Source organism: Acetobacter fabarum (genome assembly GCF_011516925.1).
In the GTDB taxonomy this organism is placed as follows: Bacteria; Pseudomonadota; Alphaproteobacteria; order Acetobacterales; family Acetobacteraceae; genus Acetobacter; species Acetobacter fabarum.
The window spans coordinates 1-15909 of sequence record NZ_WOTG01000006.1 but is presented as its reverse complement, the minus strand read 5'-3'; the positions used below and the strand labels follow the sequence as shown (position 1 = coordinate 15909).

The 15909-nt window shown below is 52.8% G+C and carries 14 protein-coding genes; 4 read left to right on the top strand and 10 right to left on the bottom strand.

From position 1 onward, the window contains the following. Positions 1 to 27 precede the first annotated feature (27 nt). Positions 28 to 996 (top strand): helix-turn-helix domain-containing protein, encoded by a 969-nt coding sequence (locus GOB83_RS08745; RefSeq protein ID WP_165925783.1) that lies wholly within the window; start codon positions 28 to 30, stop codon positions 994 to 996. A gap of 13 nt (positions 997 to 1009) precedes the next feature. Here GOB83_RS08745 and GOB83_RS08740 read toward each other — a convergent pair whose 3' ends face one another. After that, a complete protein-coding gene (locus tag GOB83_RS08740; RefSeq protein WP_373321606.1) occupies positions 1010 to 1489 on the bottom strand; it encodes a Dabb family protein in 480 nt (159 codons plus the stop codon). A 101-nt stretch (positions 1490 to 1590) separates the two neighbouring features. Next, a complete protein-coding gene (locus GOB83_RS08735) occupies positions 1591 to 2637 on the bottom strand; it encodes an aldo/keto reductase (protein ID WP_165925782.1) in 1047 nt (348 codons plus the stop codon). A 209-nt stretch (positions 2638 to 2846) separates the two neighbouring features. Here GOB83_RS08735 and GOB83_RS08730 point away from each other — a divergent pair, with 209 nt between their 5' ends. Further along, positions 2847 to 4313, top strand: coding sequence for a mannitol dehydrogenase family protein (locus GOB83_RS08730; RefSeq protein WP_165925781.1), 1467 nt, complete (start codon positions 2847 to 2849; stop codon positions 4311 to 4313). A 389-nt stretch (positions 4314 to 4702) separates the two neighbouring features. Beyond that, positions 4703 to 6148: a class II fumarate hydratase gene (fumC, locus tag GOB83_RS08725; protein WP_165925780.1), complete on the top strand. Its 1446-nt coding sequence runs from the start codon at positions 4703 to 4705 to the stop codon at positions 6146 to 6148. Between the two features lie 191 nt (positions 6149 to 6339). On the opposite strand, the gene GOB83_RS08720 is transcribed toward fumC, so the two are convergent. Next, positions 6340 to 7656, bottom strand: coding sequence for an MFS transporter (locus GOB83_RS08720; protein WP_165925864.1), 1317 nt, complete (start codon positions 7654 to 7656; stop codon positions 6340 to 6342). Between the two features lie 100 nt (positions 7657 to 7756). On the opposite strand from GOB83_RS08720, the gene GOB83_RS08715 reads away from it, so the two are divergent. Beyond that, positions 7757 to 7924, top strand: coding sequence for a hypothetical protein (locus GOB83_RS08715; RefSeq protein WP_165925779.1), 168 nt, complete (start codon positions 7757 to 7759; stop codon positions 7922 to 7924). Positions 7925 to 8160: 236 nt separating this feature from the next. Here the strand turns inward: GOB83_RS08715 and GOB83_RS08710 are convergent, their stop codons facing one another. The 7 genes from GOB83_RS08710 to GOB83_RS08680 all read right to left on the bottom strand — a co-directional run bounded on the left by GOB83_RS08710 (position 8161) and on the right by GOB83_RS08680 (position 15766). After that, the gene (locus tag GOB83_RS08710; RefSeq protein ID WP_242005797.1) at positions 8161 to 9591 is read right to left on the bottom strand and encodes a tetratricopeptide repeat protein; all 1431 of its coding nucleotides are present in this window, start codon (positions 9589 to 9591) and stop codon (positions 8161 to 8163) included. Between the two features lie 128 nt (positions 9592 to 9719). Next, positions 9720 to 10721, bottom strand: coding sequence for a tryptophan--tRNA ligase (gene trpS / locus GOB83_RS08705; protein WP_086646757.1), 1002 nt, complete (start codon positions 10719 to 10721; stop codon positions 9720 to 9722). Positions 10722 to 11057: 336 nt separating this feature from the next. Continuing rightward, on the bottom strand, positions 11058 to 11558 hold the full coding sequence (locus GOB83_RS08700; RefSeq protein WP_086646756.1) for an FKBP-type peptidyl-prolyl cis-trans isomerase: 501 nt from the start codon (positions 11556 to 11558) through the stop codon (positions 11058 to 11060). Between the two features lie 42 nt (positions 11559 to 11600). After that, a complete protein-coding gene (locus GOB83_RS08695; protein ID WP_086646755.1) occupies positions 11601 to 12842 on the bottom strand; it encodes an argininosuccinate synthase in 1242 nt (413 codons plus the stop codon). Between the two features lie 118 nt (positions 12843 to 12960). Beyond that, the gene (gene rlmN / locus GOB83_RS08690) at positions 12961 to 14175 is read right to left on the bottom strand and encodes a 23S rRNA (adenine(2503)-C(2))-methyltransferase RlmN (protein WP_165925777.1); all 1215 of its coding nucleotides are present in this window, start codon (positions 14173 to 14175) and stop codon (positions 12961 to 12963) included. Positions 14176 to 14293: 118 nt separating this feature from the next. Beyond that, positions 14294 to 14881 (bottom strand): hypothetical protein, encoded by a 588-nt coding sequence (locus GOB83_RS08685; protein WP_095350292.1) that lies wholly within the window; start codon positions 14879 to 14881, stop codon positions 14294 to 14296. 144 nt (positions 14882 to 15025) lie between these two features. Then, entirely contained in the window at positions 15026 to 15766 is a 741-nt protein-coding gene (locus tag GOB83_RS08680; protein ID WP_095350293.1) for a TlyA family RNA methyltransferase, read from the bottom strand. Positions 15767 to 15909 lie beyond the last annotated feature (143 nt).

Sequence of the window (15909 nt, the reverse complement as noted above, 5' to 3'; positions counted from 1 at the left end):
AGTACGGGTTAACTGGTGGAAGACTGCATGAATGGCAACCAGAGCAGGGCAAGAATAGCGGAAGACGATATTCTGCCACACCCGGTGCACGAGAGAACTCCAGCGACAAGCGATACCTGTATCCAGCAGTCATGGGAGCGATGTGCCTCTGCCTATAATCTGGACCCCTCACAGGGATGGATAGCCGATGTGTTATCCGGGGCAGAATTCAGACAGGTCAGTGGGCGTTCATCCCTCTTGCTAAAATCTGCCATGGGGGAGATGCGGCGGCTTTTTGAGCTGGTGCAGGGCATGGGTCTTATGGTGCTACTGGCGGACCCGGATGCAACCATTCTGGCCCGCTGCGTGGACGAAACCCATTTGTCAGTCTGCCGCAGGCTCCATTTGCGCAAAGGAGCTATCTGGCATGAATCCGCCGCAGGCACGAATGGTGTTGGCACATGTGTAAAGGAAAAATGTCCTATATTTCTGGGGCAGGGGGAACACTGGCGGTTCTGCTTTTCACTTCTGGCGAGCTATGCGGTTCCGCTTTTTGATGCTCAGGGGCATGTAGCGGGAGCCCTAAATCTGGCTGCCCCCAGTGGGAACAGCACCAGACCCTACGCCGCGCTAGTTATGGATACTCTGCTGCAGTCAGGCCGCCGCATAGAAGAACACCTTTTTCGTGAACATTATGCAGGCCAGAAAATCCTGACCCTTGGCCCAGCCGAAGGATGCTCCTCCCTACTCGTCGCCCTGAATGGCGATGGAGATGTGACCGGAGCAACACATGCCGCCCGCCTGATGATGGGATGGACGGATGACATGATCAAAGACCACCCCAACCTGCTGACAGAGCTGGAATCAGGTTCCGAAATAAGCCTGCAAAAAGCGGAAGAAAGCGTAGTCAGGTCCGCACTGGCGGCCAGCCACGGCAATGTGGCCGCCACAGCCCGTAGTCTGGGTATTAGTCGGGCGACCCTTTACCGCAAAATGAAGGGGCTGCACATTCAGTAGCTCTGTGTGGTGTTCAGTGCTGCCCGCTTGCCTCTACGGGAAAATCAAAAACAACGACTTTTTCCAGATACGGTGCGGCAAACGCTTTAAAGGCGTCATGCGCAGGATCAAAATAACGTGGATCGGTTACAATTGGGCGCCCAACGTAAAAATTACGGTCTCCCTCGGACCGGAAGGTCACCAGATAAGCCTGTTCCAAGCCAATATCCGCATTTTCTCCACTGATCTGTGGCCCGGTTTCAATCGAGAGAACCGGCGTTGAGCCATCTGAACGACGGGAAAGGTGGCGCAGTGCAATGAAGCGTTTTGTAACCTCATTGCGCTCAGCTTGTGTTGTTCGTGGGTTAAAGCGAAACATAACCATATGCCGCACTAAACCGGGCTTGAAGTCCGGGGCAGTAAAACGGGCTGCGCCGGTTATATGCGCTTCATTACGGATTTGCTGCGCCGCTTTGCTCAACTCTGGCGCGGCCAGAACTGGCCGTGCCAGCATACCGAATGCCGCCAAAGACATAAAGCTGACACTCAGCGCCAAGCGCACTATTCTGCTTTTTAATCTCGTGCGGCACACAGTCATCATAAATTACAGAGCAATCAGGGAGCCGGGTTGGAGTGAACCTGATGGATCGCGTTTATTTTTGCTTCCAATTCAGGAGTAATCACCAGATCCAGAGAACCAAGAATGGTTTCAAGCTGCTCTATGCTGGTTGCACCAATAATATTGGACGTAACAAATGGCCGGCTTGTTACAAAAGCGATAGCCAGTTGCACCGGGTTTAGCCCTTCCTGCCGGGCGAGGTCCATGTAAGCACAGATTGCCTCGTCCACACCGGGTTTTTCGTAACGCTGAGCACGATTAAAAAGGGTCGTACGCGCACCGGGCGGCCGGGCACCATCCAGATATTTACCCGTCAGGTAACCTTGGGCGAGGGGGGAGTAGGCCAGAAGCCCCACACGCTCACGCAGAGCCATTTCTGCCAGCCCGATTTCGAACGTACGATTGATCAGGTTGTACGCGTTCTGAATGGATGCAACACGCGGCAGACCGGTTTTGGAAGCTGCCAGAAAACTGGCAACACCCCATGCTGTCTCGTTGGAAAGGCCGACATGGCGGATTTTCCCTTCAGCTACAAGGTCACCCAGCACGCTCAGTGTTTCCTCCACCGGCACGGAATCATCTGGCGGGAGGTCCTTGAACGTGGTCCCGCCTTCTCCAAACAAGCCAATGGTGCGGTCGGGCCAATGGAGCTGGTACAGGTCAATATAATCCGTGCCCAGACGGCGCAGGGAACCTTCCAGAGCATAACGGATCTGGCGGGGGGTCAGGCGCGCCTGCTCACCACCCGGCCGATACCACGGGGATGATGAACGCCCCACAACCTTGCTGGCAATAACCAGTTTATCGCGTCCGCCCCGGGCTTTAAGCCAGTTGCCGATAATGGTTTCCGTTGCGCCATATGTCTCGGCCCGCGGCGGAATGGCGTAAAGTTCGGCTGTGTCGATAAAATTGATACCCCGCTCCAGCGCCAGATCAAGCTGGGCATACCCTTCAGTCTGCGTGTTCTGCTGGCCGAAGGTCATTGTACCAAGGCAGAGTTCACTCACCATAATGCCAGTACGGCCAAGTTCGCGTTTGTTCATGTTATGCCTATTGGATAGAGGGTAAAATGATTTTGGCATCATGGAAGATAACATGCGCCAGAACAAGGGGAGGGGAGCATAATGAAAATAAATATTAAAAATTACGCAATGAGTAATGAGAATATTATAATAACTTAATATCCGTGTTGAAATTTGGGATAAGACCAATTACAGTTGCCGCTCTGATTGTAAATATTTTGGAGGAACGCATGCTCACTCTTGAATGTCTTGGCAATGTGAAGTCTCCTGTGCATTTACCAGACTATAACCCGCTGGATATTAAGGCAGGTATTGTTCATTTTGGTGTTGGTAATTTTTTCAGGGCGCATGAAGCATTTTATATTGATAAAATCCTCAAGACAGAACCAGACTGGGGCATTATCGGCGTTGGCCTGACAAAAGGTGACCATTCCAGCAAAAAAGCCGCATTGTTCCATGCGCAGGATTGCCTGTATTCCTTGACCGAATGCGCTCCAACGGGGGATCGTTCCGTGCGGATCATTGCCGCATTGCGGGATTACCTGCTTGCCCCTCAAAACCCACAAAAAGTGCTGGAGCATTTAAGCAATCCCGATATCCGCATCGTGTCCATGACCATAACTGAAGGTGGTTATAATATTAACGAAACCACCGGCATGTTCGACCTGAGCAATCCGGACGTGCAAAGCGACCTGCAAAACCCCGAAAACCCACAAACCGTTTTTGGGTATGTTGTGGAAGGTCTGCGCCGCCGGCGCGCTGCGGGAACAAAAGCGTTTACCATCATGTCCTGCGATAATCTGCGGCATAATGGCGATGTTGCCCGAAAGGCTTTTCTTGGTTTTGCTCAGGCGCGTGACCCGGAACTGGCCGACTGGATTGCGCAGAATGCCACGTTCCCCAATGCCATGGTGGACCGCATTACCCCAACCGTTACAGCAGATATTGCCAAAGCCCTAAATACTGCCAGCGGGTTGGAAGATGATCTGCCTGTGGTGGCGGAGGACTTCCACCAATGGGTGCTGGAAGATAACTTTGCCAATGGCCGGCCAGACCTGGCCAAAGCCGGCGTGCAGTTTGTAACCGATGTTACGGATTATGAGCACGTTAAAATCCGCATGCTCAATGCCTCTCATATCATGCTCAGTTTTCCCGCTATTCTGTTGGGTTATGCGCACGTGGATCAGGCGGTAAAAGACGTCGCACTCAAGCAGAATGTGGAAAACTTTTTAACCCGGGATGTTATTCCAACTCTCAAAGCGCCGCCCGGTGTAAGCTTGCAGCATTATATGCAAAGTGTCCTAAGCCGTTTTTCCAACCCCGCCATGGCCGATCAGACCTTGCGCATTGCCAGTGATGGCTGTGCAAAAATTCAGGTTTTCTGGACACAAACAGTCCGCGATCTGCTCCTTGGCCACAAAGACTGCTCCCGCATTGCTTTTGGCATGGCCGCGTATCTGGAAATGCTGCGAGGCATCAATGCGCAGGGGCAGACTTATACAACGTCTGAACCAGCCTACACGGCGGAGCAGGAAGCCCTTGTGCATTCTGATGATTATGCCGCAGGCTTAAAGCTGCCTGCGTTCGATGCATGGAGGGATTTGGAGAGTTCTGCCTTGGATCAAAAGGTCATTGAGCTGCGTAAAATTATACGCACCCAGGGTGTTCTGGCGGCTCTGGCAACATTGCCCACCTAACGCCCGCATAAGCAAAGCCTGTGTGTGCGGTTTAACGCATACACAGCAGACTACTGGCGGGCAGAGAGAACCTTTTTTCACGGAGTGCTCCCTCTGTTCGCATCAGCCCTCCAAACGCATAGATAACCTTTTCCCAAGGGTTCCCACATTCGCGTTATACCGTGGAACCGTCTGATTTGCAGGCCGTTGGGGTAGCATGTATCAAATGCCCCTTCATGCCAATCGAAGCCAGAGCAATGCGCTCTCTCCACCACATATAGGGGGTGGACTTTCGTTGTGTCCCCATGATGCCGCGTGGCATATGGCTGGCATCACGCTTCAAAAACAATGAAAACATATCACCCCAAAGGGGCTGTTTGTCTGGAACGTTACAGTGGGAGCGGCAGAAGATGACAGAAACATACACGCTGCAAGACATAAGCATTGGCATAGACGCGACCGGCACGCGGCAGGAAGCTGATTCCATGGGCACAATTGATGTGCCTGCCAACCATTACTGGGGGGCGCAGACACAGCGCAGTCTGGTGCATTTTTCCATTGGGCAGGACCGGATGCCCATAGAGCTTTGCCGTGCTTATGGCATTGTTAAAAAAGCTGCAGCACAGGTCAATCTGGCAGATAACCGGCTCCCCAACTGGAAGGCCGCCGCAATTATTCAGGCAGCGGATGAGGTAAGCTCTGGCCTGCTAGATGCCGAGTTCCCGCTTTTTGTCTGGCAGACAGGCTCGGGCACTCAGACAAATATGAATGTGAATGAAGTTATTGCCAACAGGGCCATTCAACTCCTAGGTGGGCAGGTTGGCTCCAAAACGCCCGTGCACCCCAATGATGATGTGAATATGGGGCAGTCGAGCAATGATTCATTCCCCACAGTCATGCATGTTGTCACATTGCTTGAAATAGAAAATACCCTTGTCCCGCAGGTAGAGGCGCTTATTGCTAGTATCCGGGCCAAAGCCGATATGTGGAACGCCGTAGTCAAAATGGGCAGAACCCACTTGCAGGATGCCGTGCCCCTAACGGTAGGGCAGGAATGGTCTGGCTGGGCACAGCAACTTGAAACCACGCTGAATACGCTCCGTGCAGCCCGAGCGGATCTGGCTGAACTGGCGGCCGGTGGCACGGCTGTTGGTACGGGCCTGAACGCCCCCAAGGGCTTTGGCAAGGCAATTGCCGAACATATTGCTGTTTTGACCGACAAGCCCTTTGTAACAGCCCCCAATAAATTTTCTGCTCTGGGCGGGCTGGACGCCATGGTGCGCGCATCGGCCGGGCTGCGTGGCCTTGCTGTAGCATTAATGAAGATTGCCAATGATATGCGGTGGCTCGGTTCCGGTCCGCGGTGTGGGCTGGCAGAACTTAACCTGCCGGAAAATGAACCAGGGTCTTCCATCATGCCCGGCAAGGTTAACCCCACACAATGTGAAGCCCTGATCATGATTGCAACGCAGGTGTTGGGGAATGACGCTACGGTTGCGTTTGCGGGTGCTCAAGGCAATTTTGAATTAAATGTCATGCGGCCAGTCATTGCCGCAAATGTGTTGCATGCGATCCGTATTCTGGCTGATGGCTGCAAAAACTTCAGAGTCTTTTCCGTTGAAGGAACAACCCTGAACGAACGCAACATCAAACATTACGTGGAAGTCTCGGTGATGCTGGTTACAGCACTCAGCCCCGTTATCGGGTACGACAAAGCATCTGCCATTGCTCACCGGGCCATGGCGCGGAATGAGACACTTAAAGAAGCAGCCCTGGCTTCAGGCGTAAGTGAAACAGTTTTTGATCAGACTGTGAACCCGAGCAAAATGGTCGGGAATGGCCTTGCTGGGGCTTAAAATCTGCTCGTAACAGCACGGTCAAACGGCTTGGCTACCTAAATCACCAAAGCTTGATGCATATCATTGCGGTGTGATCGTACTGGGGAGCAACTTCGGCCTTGTTGAAAGACAAAACTTCTTGGCGGAAGTGGGAAAGGGAGGTGTAGAGCCTCCCTTTCTTTTTGTGTTCGATGCTTTTTAACCTGTAATCAGGCTGTTTGCTGGGCTCCGTGGAAATCGGCCGATCTGGATTGTTTTTTCTTTTTTTCCAGCATTTCAGTATGCCGGTGCGCTTCGGGCGAAATGCGCAGGCACAGGGTCAGCACCCCCGCCAGGAGATAAAGACCAGAAAAGCTCCAGATCACACCTTCCAGCCCCATCCCGAACCAGGATTCACAAACGCTGACAACCGCAGGCCCCACCCAGGTGCTAGCACCAGCGCCCAACCCCAGAATGGAGAGGGCCGCAGCCTTTTCCTTTGGGCAGATCAGGGGCATCAGGCCGGACATAGGCACAAATGCAGCAACGGTGCCCCCATAAACAAAGCCCGCAATTGCCGCCAGTGTGAAGTTACCGGGGTACCACAATGGGACGTAATAAAAGAGGGGAATGGTCACGCAGCAACCAACGCACCCGCCAATGGCAATAACAAACCGGTGGCCAAGCTTGTCAGCCAACATCCCGGCGACAAGGTTGAACAGAATGTTGCCAAGGAAGATCAGCGAAAGCAGGTCCAGCCACTGCGACTGGGAGAAGTGAAGCTGATCCACAAAAAAAGCAGGCATAATAGCCAGAAAGGCATATTCGGATGATGTGTTAATGGTCCGAATAATGCCGGAAACCAGCGTTTTGGGCTCACGCCACATGATGCTGACAGACCCGAAGAAAACCTGCTTTTTATCAGCATTGGCAGCAATCAGCGGTTTGGATCCAATGGGCTCATTAACCAGCAGCAGGGCTATCAGACCACCAATAATCACCAGCCCCAAAGAGCACCAGAAAGTCGCTAGCTCCCCTATGTAAGGAATGGTGTAGCGCGCAAACTGTGACCCAAGGGTTGGCAGGCCCGCAGAAAAGGAAAACCAGAACCAGCCCGCAGCAGAACCCAGCATCCGTGCAGGGGTGGCAGCCGCAATCCAGACCAGAAACCCATACGCAAACAGCGGATAGGCAAACCCACGCAGCGTATAGAACAGCAGAGTCATGGACAGGTTATCCGGCCCTAGCCCCAAAGACAGAAAACCCACTTCCAGCAATGCCCAGAGCAGCAGGCCTGCCCACATGGTACGACGTGGCCCAAACAGATCGGATAATGGCCCCGCCAACCATGCAGAGAGCATGACGGTAACACCATACGTTGTGAACATAAGGTTCACATCACCCTGACTGTGCCCATGGTGGAGCATGTACGTGTCAAGGTATCCGGCTTCCACGCCATCGCCGACCATAAACAGAAGCAGACCGACAAAACCAAAAAAGAGTGGTTTAGGTATGCCCAAAAAGGCGGCAAGACCACGCGATTGCATGGATGACTGAGGGCTTGTCTCTGGCAAGACGCTCTCTCCTTATATAATTTTTGCAGCCTGCTATGGTTGAGCTACACCCTAAGGAGCAAGGGAAGCAGGCATGCGTGATGCTGGCCCGGAATATAATTCAACGGGCTATGAAGATACGGGCACGAAAACGAGATCGCGCATCACGGGGACAAAAGCACAGTTGCGTGCTGTTGCAGTAATTTATAACGGTAGCACACTATCGTTTCAAGATATTTTTTATAAATACATATGCAAATAAAGAATATTATTTTCAATAATCATTCGATATGACAATTATAATGAATTATACTATAAGTAAATGCCTATGTTTTTATTGATTAACGTGCGAATGAATTTTTGAAAGTCGAATTGATTTTTTTTTTGACATCGCCAAAAAACATAGGAGCAAAAAACAACGCAGCCGTGCCTCCCTCCATCAAAATAAGAGAGGCTGCGGTGTATTTTTTACAATTCAAATAAAGAAATAAAAAACAACTACTTTAAATTGTGAGTTTTTTCTTCCAATTTCATCAAATCGGAAACCATTTTATTAATGGGAGTAGTCCAGTCAAATGGTTGTGGCTGCTGGTAGATACGCAGATTACTGTACCACGGCGAATCTGTTCGGCCGGAAAGCCAGCGCCAGCACTGGTCAAAACGTGAGAGCATCCATACTGGTTTACCCAACCCTGCTGCCAGATGCACAACGGATGTATCAACAGAGATCACCATATCCAGATTAGCAATCAGCGCTGCTGTATCATCAAAATTATGCAGAAGATTGGCATGGTTAACCAATTTCATGCCCGCAGGCGGGGCTTTGGCCTGAATGCTTTTTTCCCCAACCTGCAAACTGTAAAACAGAATATTGGGCACCTGTGCCAAGGGGGCCATACTTTGCAGGTTTATGGACCTACGCTGATCCACAAACTCCACGTAACGAACCTCCCGGTGGGGCGAGCCTGCCCATACCAGACCAATTTTTAGTGTGGGTACCGCGGACATAAAGAACAGGTCTTTATCCAGACGAGCCTTCCAGTCAGCAACTCTAGTTGGGTCAGGAGTAAGGTAACCGCTGGCCAGCGGAATTGTATCCAGCGTTGTGCCCAGCAGATATGGCAAACTCCCAACCGAACATTCCAGATCGTGGGGAGGGGCTACATCATCGACGGTAATAAACAGCTGCTCGGGGAATGAGCGCTGCAGAAGGGTCAATAACTCCTTGCGGACTTTGACAATAATGCTACCGCCCCGTTGGGCTGCATACGGAACATAGCGTACAAAATGCAGCATATCTCCAAACCCACCTTCCGTGTGGATAAGCAGAGTCTTGCCAACAAAAGACTCTCCATTCCACACCGGGCCTTGCAGGTTATGCTTGCCGATGATGTTGCTGTTCCACCGCCATTCATACGCTTTAAAACCTTCCTGATAATCCCCGTGTGCCAGAAGGGAGAGCGCGTGATTGGTCCGGTTTTGTCCGTTTTCTGGCTCTATCTGAATAGCCGCGTTATGAAAGTTCAAGGCAAGTTCATGCCGCCCCTGACAATCCAGCGCCACGCCCAGATTACTGAGCGCGAGTGCATGCTGAGGTTGCAGTGTCAGACACTGTTTATAAGCTTCAATGGCAGCGTTATAATCTTGTAATTCAAACAGGACATTCCCAAAGTTTGACCACGCATCAGGCATATCCGGTTTCATACGCACGGCACGGGCAAGAAGGGGCTTGGCTGTTTGGAACTCTCCCAACGCACACAACAGCCCACCATAATTGCTCAGGGCGTAAGCATTGTCCGGGTCCTGTTCTAGCGCCACTTTATACGCGGCAACTGCTTCGTGCATACGATTGGCACGTTGGAGTGCCACAGCATCCATGACTTGAGCATCTGACAAAGCGGATGGTTCAGAAAAAGAATGCTCTGGCATGATCATCCAACCCAGCTTTAATTAAAACCGACACAAACCCTAATGCGCCAGATCACTACGTGATCACAGACAAGCACAAGACAGCTCTCTGCAATATGGCTGAACAGGCCTATTGCAGAGGAGAATAGTCAGAGCGGCTTTACAAACCCGACCAGTTTTTCGGCTTCGGCAACAATTGGTTCGGCAATAGCCTGTGCACGCTGTGCACCATTATGCAGCATTTGCACCAGATGCGTTTCGTCTTGCAAAAGCTGGCTGGTTTTTAGCGCAATCGGGGCAATCTCGTTGACAACCACCTCTGTTAAAGCCGCTTTGAACGGACCAAACCCTTGCCCCTGATGCAAATCCAGAACCTGCTGCACGGTCTTACCAGACAAAGCGGCGTAAATGGAAACCAGGTTTCTGGCTTCCGGACGGTCTGCCAGACCAGAAGGGTCTTCTGGCAGTACGCCAGTATCCGTTTTGGCACGCCTGATTTTTAACGCAATGGTGTCCGCATCATCGGTCAGCTCAATCCGGCTCTGGGCTGAAGGGTCCGATTTGGACATCTTTTTTGTCCCATCGCGCAGGCTCATGACACGCGCCGCCTCTGGCGGGATAAGCGCTTCTACCTGTGGAAAAAATTCGACGCCATAATCATGGTTGAACTTCTGGGCAATATCATTGGTCAGTTCCAGATGCTGCTTCTGGTCCTCACCTACGGGTACCCGGGTTGCCTTGTAAGCCAGAATGTCGGCAGCCATCAGGTTAGGATAAACATAAAGACCGGCAGAATGGTTTTCTCTGTCTTTCCCTGCTTTATCCTTGAACTGCGTCATACGGTTCAGCCAGCCAAGCCGGGCGACACAGTTAAAAATCCACGCCAGACGCGCATGCGCCGAAACAGCGGACTGATTGAACAGAATATGGCGCTGGGCATCAATGCCGGATGCCAGCAGAATGGCTGCCTGCGTAAGCGTATGTTCGCGCAGTTTGGCGGGCTCCTGCCAAACCGTAATGGCATGCATATCCACAAGGCAGAACACACATTCATGGTCAGCCTGCAGGTTAACCCAGTTCCGAATTGCTCCCAGATAATTGCCAAGCTGAGGAACACCCGAGGGCTGAATGCCAGAAAAAATACGTTGCATACGGAGTTATCGCTACTGTCTGTAAAAGGGGAAAGAAAAACCATTCGGCACGCTGCATTTTTTACAAAATACAGCAACAAGGCGACAAAAGTAGATTAGTCTACAAAATGGCTTATGCGTTTTTGCTTTGTGTAAAGTGATATAGCTGCCGGATCAAAACCCATAGTATTGCACCAGTTTTGCAACTAACACCCCATGGGCAATCATAGCCGGGAGGGGAAGGGGCTTTCCTGCTGTAAAAACCCGCTCCACCTTGCCCCAAAAGCGTTCCCTCTCAGCAGAATACACCACAAGAGGAAGGGAACGCCCTAGGCACGGCACAATGCACACCAAATATTACGGCGTGTTATGCGTATGCTCGACCCCAAGCAACTGGATGCGGAAGACCAGAGGGCTATCCGAGGGAATGACCCCCATGGACCGGTGCCCATAGCCCAACTCCGGCGGCACATACAGCATCCAGGTATCCCCCACATGCATCAGCGGCAGAGCTTCCATCCAGCCTTGCACCAGACCGTCCAGAGGCATCTGCATATAGGCACCGTTGCCATGCTGGTCAGAGCCGTCAAAGATGGAGCCATCAGGCAGACGGCCTTCGTAAATCAGCATCATCACATCCCCTTTACGGGGCTGTTCACCATCCTTGGGGCCAGATTCCAGCACTTTATAAGCCAAGCCATCTTTTAGCACCGTAACGCCCGGTTGCGAGCGCAGCTTTGCCATCTGCTGCGCTGGCGTCAGTTCTGCTTCTTCCGCCTTATGGCCACCGCAGGCGGTGAGCGAAAAGGCCAGGCTGGCCGCAAGTATGCTTGGAACAAGAGAAAATCGACGGGACATGGTACTGATGTGCTCCCTTACAAAATTCAGAAAAAGTGGCGCTTAGAGCGCGCCACCTTTACGGCCGATCTGCGCTCCCAGTCTCAGGCGCAACGCGTTCAGCTTGATAAAGCCCTGAGCGTCTTCCTGATTATAAGCGCCTTCATCGTCCTCGAATGTCACAACGCGGGTATCATACAGGCTGTTGGGGCTTTCACGACCCACACAAATCACATTGCCCTTATACAGCTTCAGCCGCACCCGCCCGGTTACGGAATGCTGGGAGGCATCAATCAGAGCCTGCAGCATACGACGTTCAGGGGAGAACCATAGGCCGTTATACAGGATGGAAGCATAGCGCGGCATCAGGCTATCTTTAAGATGCATGGCTTCACGGTCCAGAGTGATGGACTCAATGCTCCGATGTGCCGTGAGCAGAATTGTGCCACCGGGCGTTTCGTACACACCACGGGACTTCATGCCCACAAAGCGGTTTTCCACCAGATCAAGCCGACCGATACCATTGGCTTTGCCCAGTTCATTCAAACGGGCCAGCAACGTTGCTGGGGAGAGAGCCTCACCATTAATGGCTACCGGGTCACCGCTTACAAAGTCGATGGTAATTTCTGTCGCACGGTCAGGTGCTGCTTCTGGTGCAATGGTCCGCTGGAAAACAATTTCCTCGGGTGCAACAGCCGGATCTTCCAGCATTTTACCTTCGGAGGAAGAATGCAGCAAATTGGCATCAACCGAGAACGGGGCTTCGCCGCGCTTGTCCTTGGCGATGGGGATCTGGTTTTCTTCAGCAAAGGACAGAAGACGGGTACGGGAGGTCAGGTCCCATTCACGCCAGGGGGCAATAACCGTAATGTCGGGTTTAAGGGCGTAATAAGCCAGTTCAAACCGGACCTGATCATTACCCTTGCCCGTAGCCCCGTGGGCAACGGCATCTGCGCCAACAGCTTCAGCAATTTCAATCTGGCGCTGCGCAATAAGGGGGCGGGCAATGGATGTGCCCAGCAGGTACTGGCCTTCGTACAGGGTGTTGGCACGGAACATCGGGAAGACAAAATCCTTCACGAATGTCTCGCGCAGGTCTTCCACAAAAATTTCCTTAACCCCGAACATCTCGGCTTTTTTGCGGGCGGGTTCCAGTTCCTCGCCCTGCCCAAGATCGGCCGTAAAGGTCACGACTTCGCAGCCATAGGTCTTTTGCAGCCATCTCAGGATAACGGACGTATCAAGCCCGCCCGAGTAAGCCAGAACAACCTTTTTAACGTCTTTTTTGGCGGAAGTCGCGCCCATGCACCAATCTCCTGATCACTCTGAATAACAGGTTTGCCTTTCTCCTATCACCGAGAAAGCCCCGGAGCCAGAGCGCTTTCCTGATGAAGCCGCGTTCTGGCCGGAAAAAAGTATGTTTTTATGCAGATGGCGTGTTTCTTGCTCTCTCGCTGGCCGTTTTCAACTGCCCACAAGCAGCCAGAATATCGCGACCACGCGGCGTACGAATGGGGGAGGCAAAGCCTGCATCCATCACAATTTGTGCAAACCTGTTCTGCTGTTCACGCGTGGAGGGGCGGTAGTCGCTGCCCGGCCAGGGGTTAAATGGGATCAGGTTCACCTTGGCAGGGATATCAGAAATCAGCCGGACCAGTTCACGCGCATCGGCTTCGCTATCGTTTACGCCGCGCAGCATGATGTATTCAAAGGTGATGCGGCGCGCATTGCTCGCAGCCGGGTAACGGCGGCACGCGGCCAGAACCTCTTCAATCGGATATTTACGGTTGAGAGGAACAATTTCATCACGCAGATCATTCCGCACGGCATGCAGGGAGACCGCAAGGTTGATCCCCAGTTCATCCCCGCAGCGGTCCATAAGCGGCACCACACCGGATGTGGAAAGTGTAATACGCCTGCGGGAAAGGCCAATCCCTTCGCCGTCCATGATAATGCGCATGGCTTTGGCAATGTTTTCGTAGTTATACAGAGGCTCGCCCATACCCATCAACACTATGGTTGAGAGCAGGCGAGGGGTATCCCCCTTGGGGCTTGGCCATTCACCATAGGAATCCCGCGCAGCCATAAACTGGCCCACAATTTCGGCCGCACCAAGGTTGCGCACCAGCTTTTGGGTGCCGGTATGGCAGAAGGTGCATGACAATGTGCACCCAACCTGAGACGAAATGCACACAGCACCACGGTCTTCACGCCGGTCAGGAATATAAACGGTTTCCGCCTCCTGTCCGTCACGGAAGCGGAAGAGAAACTTGCGGGTCTCGTCCTGCGAAGTCTGCACGGTTGTCGGCTCAGGACGTGCGATAATGAATTTTTCAGCCAGTTTTTGCTGGAGCGGCTTGGCAATGCTGCTCATGAGCGAAAAATCCGTAACACCCTGATGATAAATCCAGTGCCACAACTGCTTGGTCCGGAAAGGTTTTTCACCAATTTCGACCAGAATTTCGGTCAGTTCCTCGCGTGACAGGCCAACAATGTCCCGCCGCCCATCTGCCGTAACCGCAGAAGGAGGGCTGAACAGGGCAGCCTTAGCCAGAATGCGCGTGCGCTCCTCGGCATTCAGTGCGGTAACAGCGGCGGCATCAGCAGGAATTGAGGCAGAGGGAACGCGAGACGACATGAGGGTATGCACTGTTTCATAAAATGAGGAGAGAAGGGTTCATAACAAAAAAAGAGGCTGACAGATACCAGCCTCTTTCACCAACCGTCATCTGCTCAGAATATGGCACTTTTACCCCTTACTGGGCGGCGGGCTGGTTCTGGCCTTTAAGGGCATTCTGGAGCCACGTGGCCATTGTCATTTTGGACGTATCCACATTATCCAAGATCATGCCAATGGTTTGCGCGGAATACGCATCAGGCTTTGTATCAGCCGAAATGGGGAAGGACGGGCGGGTAATCTCAATGGTCAACGCAGGGGGTGCGGGCTTGTCGTCACCAACGTTCATGGCGGCCGGCGCGGGTGATTCTTCCTGTATATCGGCAACAACCGACAGCTTGGTTGCTTCCGGGTTTTGCCCAAAATAGAGGTAAGCGTAAGTAGCTGCGGCAGAAAGCACATCCTTGACCGTCTGGCGATACAGATCAGCCGTGCCAGCATTACCCTCCACATGCAGGGTTGCCGGGTCCGCTTTGATCGTCAGCACACCAGCCTGCATATCATCCTGCAGCAGCAACCCATCCTGTTCATAGCCGCGCAGCAGAACACTCCCGGTTTCCGTCGCCGGATGTGATGCCGCAGATGGATGATAAGCCGGAGCGGCCCAGACATATGAGCTGGAAGCCAGAAGGAAGGCGGCGCCAAACAGTGTCGCTATCTTGCGCATGATTCTGTGTTGCTTCCCTTACAATGGTGAACTGATCTTTGCTTTCTCTCAGAGAATTGTGGCAAAAAAATTGACCATCTGCCATGCAAAAATCGGGAAGCAACCTGAAAATTTAATTTAAGGTTTACACACAGCCGCTGCGGTTTATGCCTTTCGCTGTGCAGCTATCAGGAATTCCTTATTACCTTCCGGCCCGGTAATGGGACTGAGCTCAATACCCAGCACCTCCCACCCCGGCAAGGAGGACCACCATTCCTGAATGGTGGCGCACACGCTTTCATGCACCAGAGGATCGCGCACAACACCTTTTGCGCCAATCTGCTCACGCCCGGCTTCAAACTGGGGTTTAATCAACGCTACGGCCCATGCATTATCCGCCGCCAGACCAAGGGCTGCGGGCAGGACGGTGCGCAAGCCAATAAAGCTGGCATCGCACACAATGACTTCCGGCGCGACCGGAATAAGCGTGGTATCCAAGTAACGGGCATTGCACTTTTCCAGCACGCTCACCCGCGGATCGGACCGCAGCTTCCATGCCAGTTGTCCATGCCCAACATCCACAGCATAAACATGCTCAGCACCATGGGTCAGCAGCACATCCGTAAAGCCACCGGTAGAAGCACCAACGTCCAGACACTGGCGCCCGGCCGGGGAAAGACCGAAATGCTCCAGAGCATGCGCCAGCTTGCATCCCCCGCGGGAAACCCATGGATGCTCCTGCCCCTTGAGTTCCAGAGGGGCATCTTCCGCCAACTGGTCTCCTGCTTTGGCGACGCGCTTGGAACCGCTAAAAACCAGCCCTGCCATAATCAGGGCCTGAGCTTTTGTGCGGCTCTCGACCAACCCACGATCGACCAGAATCTGATCAGCGCGACGCCGAGCCATGCCTTCAGGCCGTCCGTTCTTCCGTGAGGTTAACACCCAGTGCGTTAAGGGCGGTAGCGACGATGTGGGGTGCGGAGAGCCCGGCCTCGTCATACTGCGCGTCCTGCGTGTTGTGGTCGATAAAGCGGTCGGGCAGGGTCATG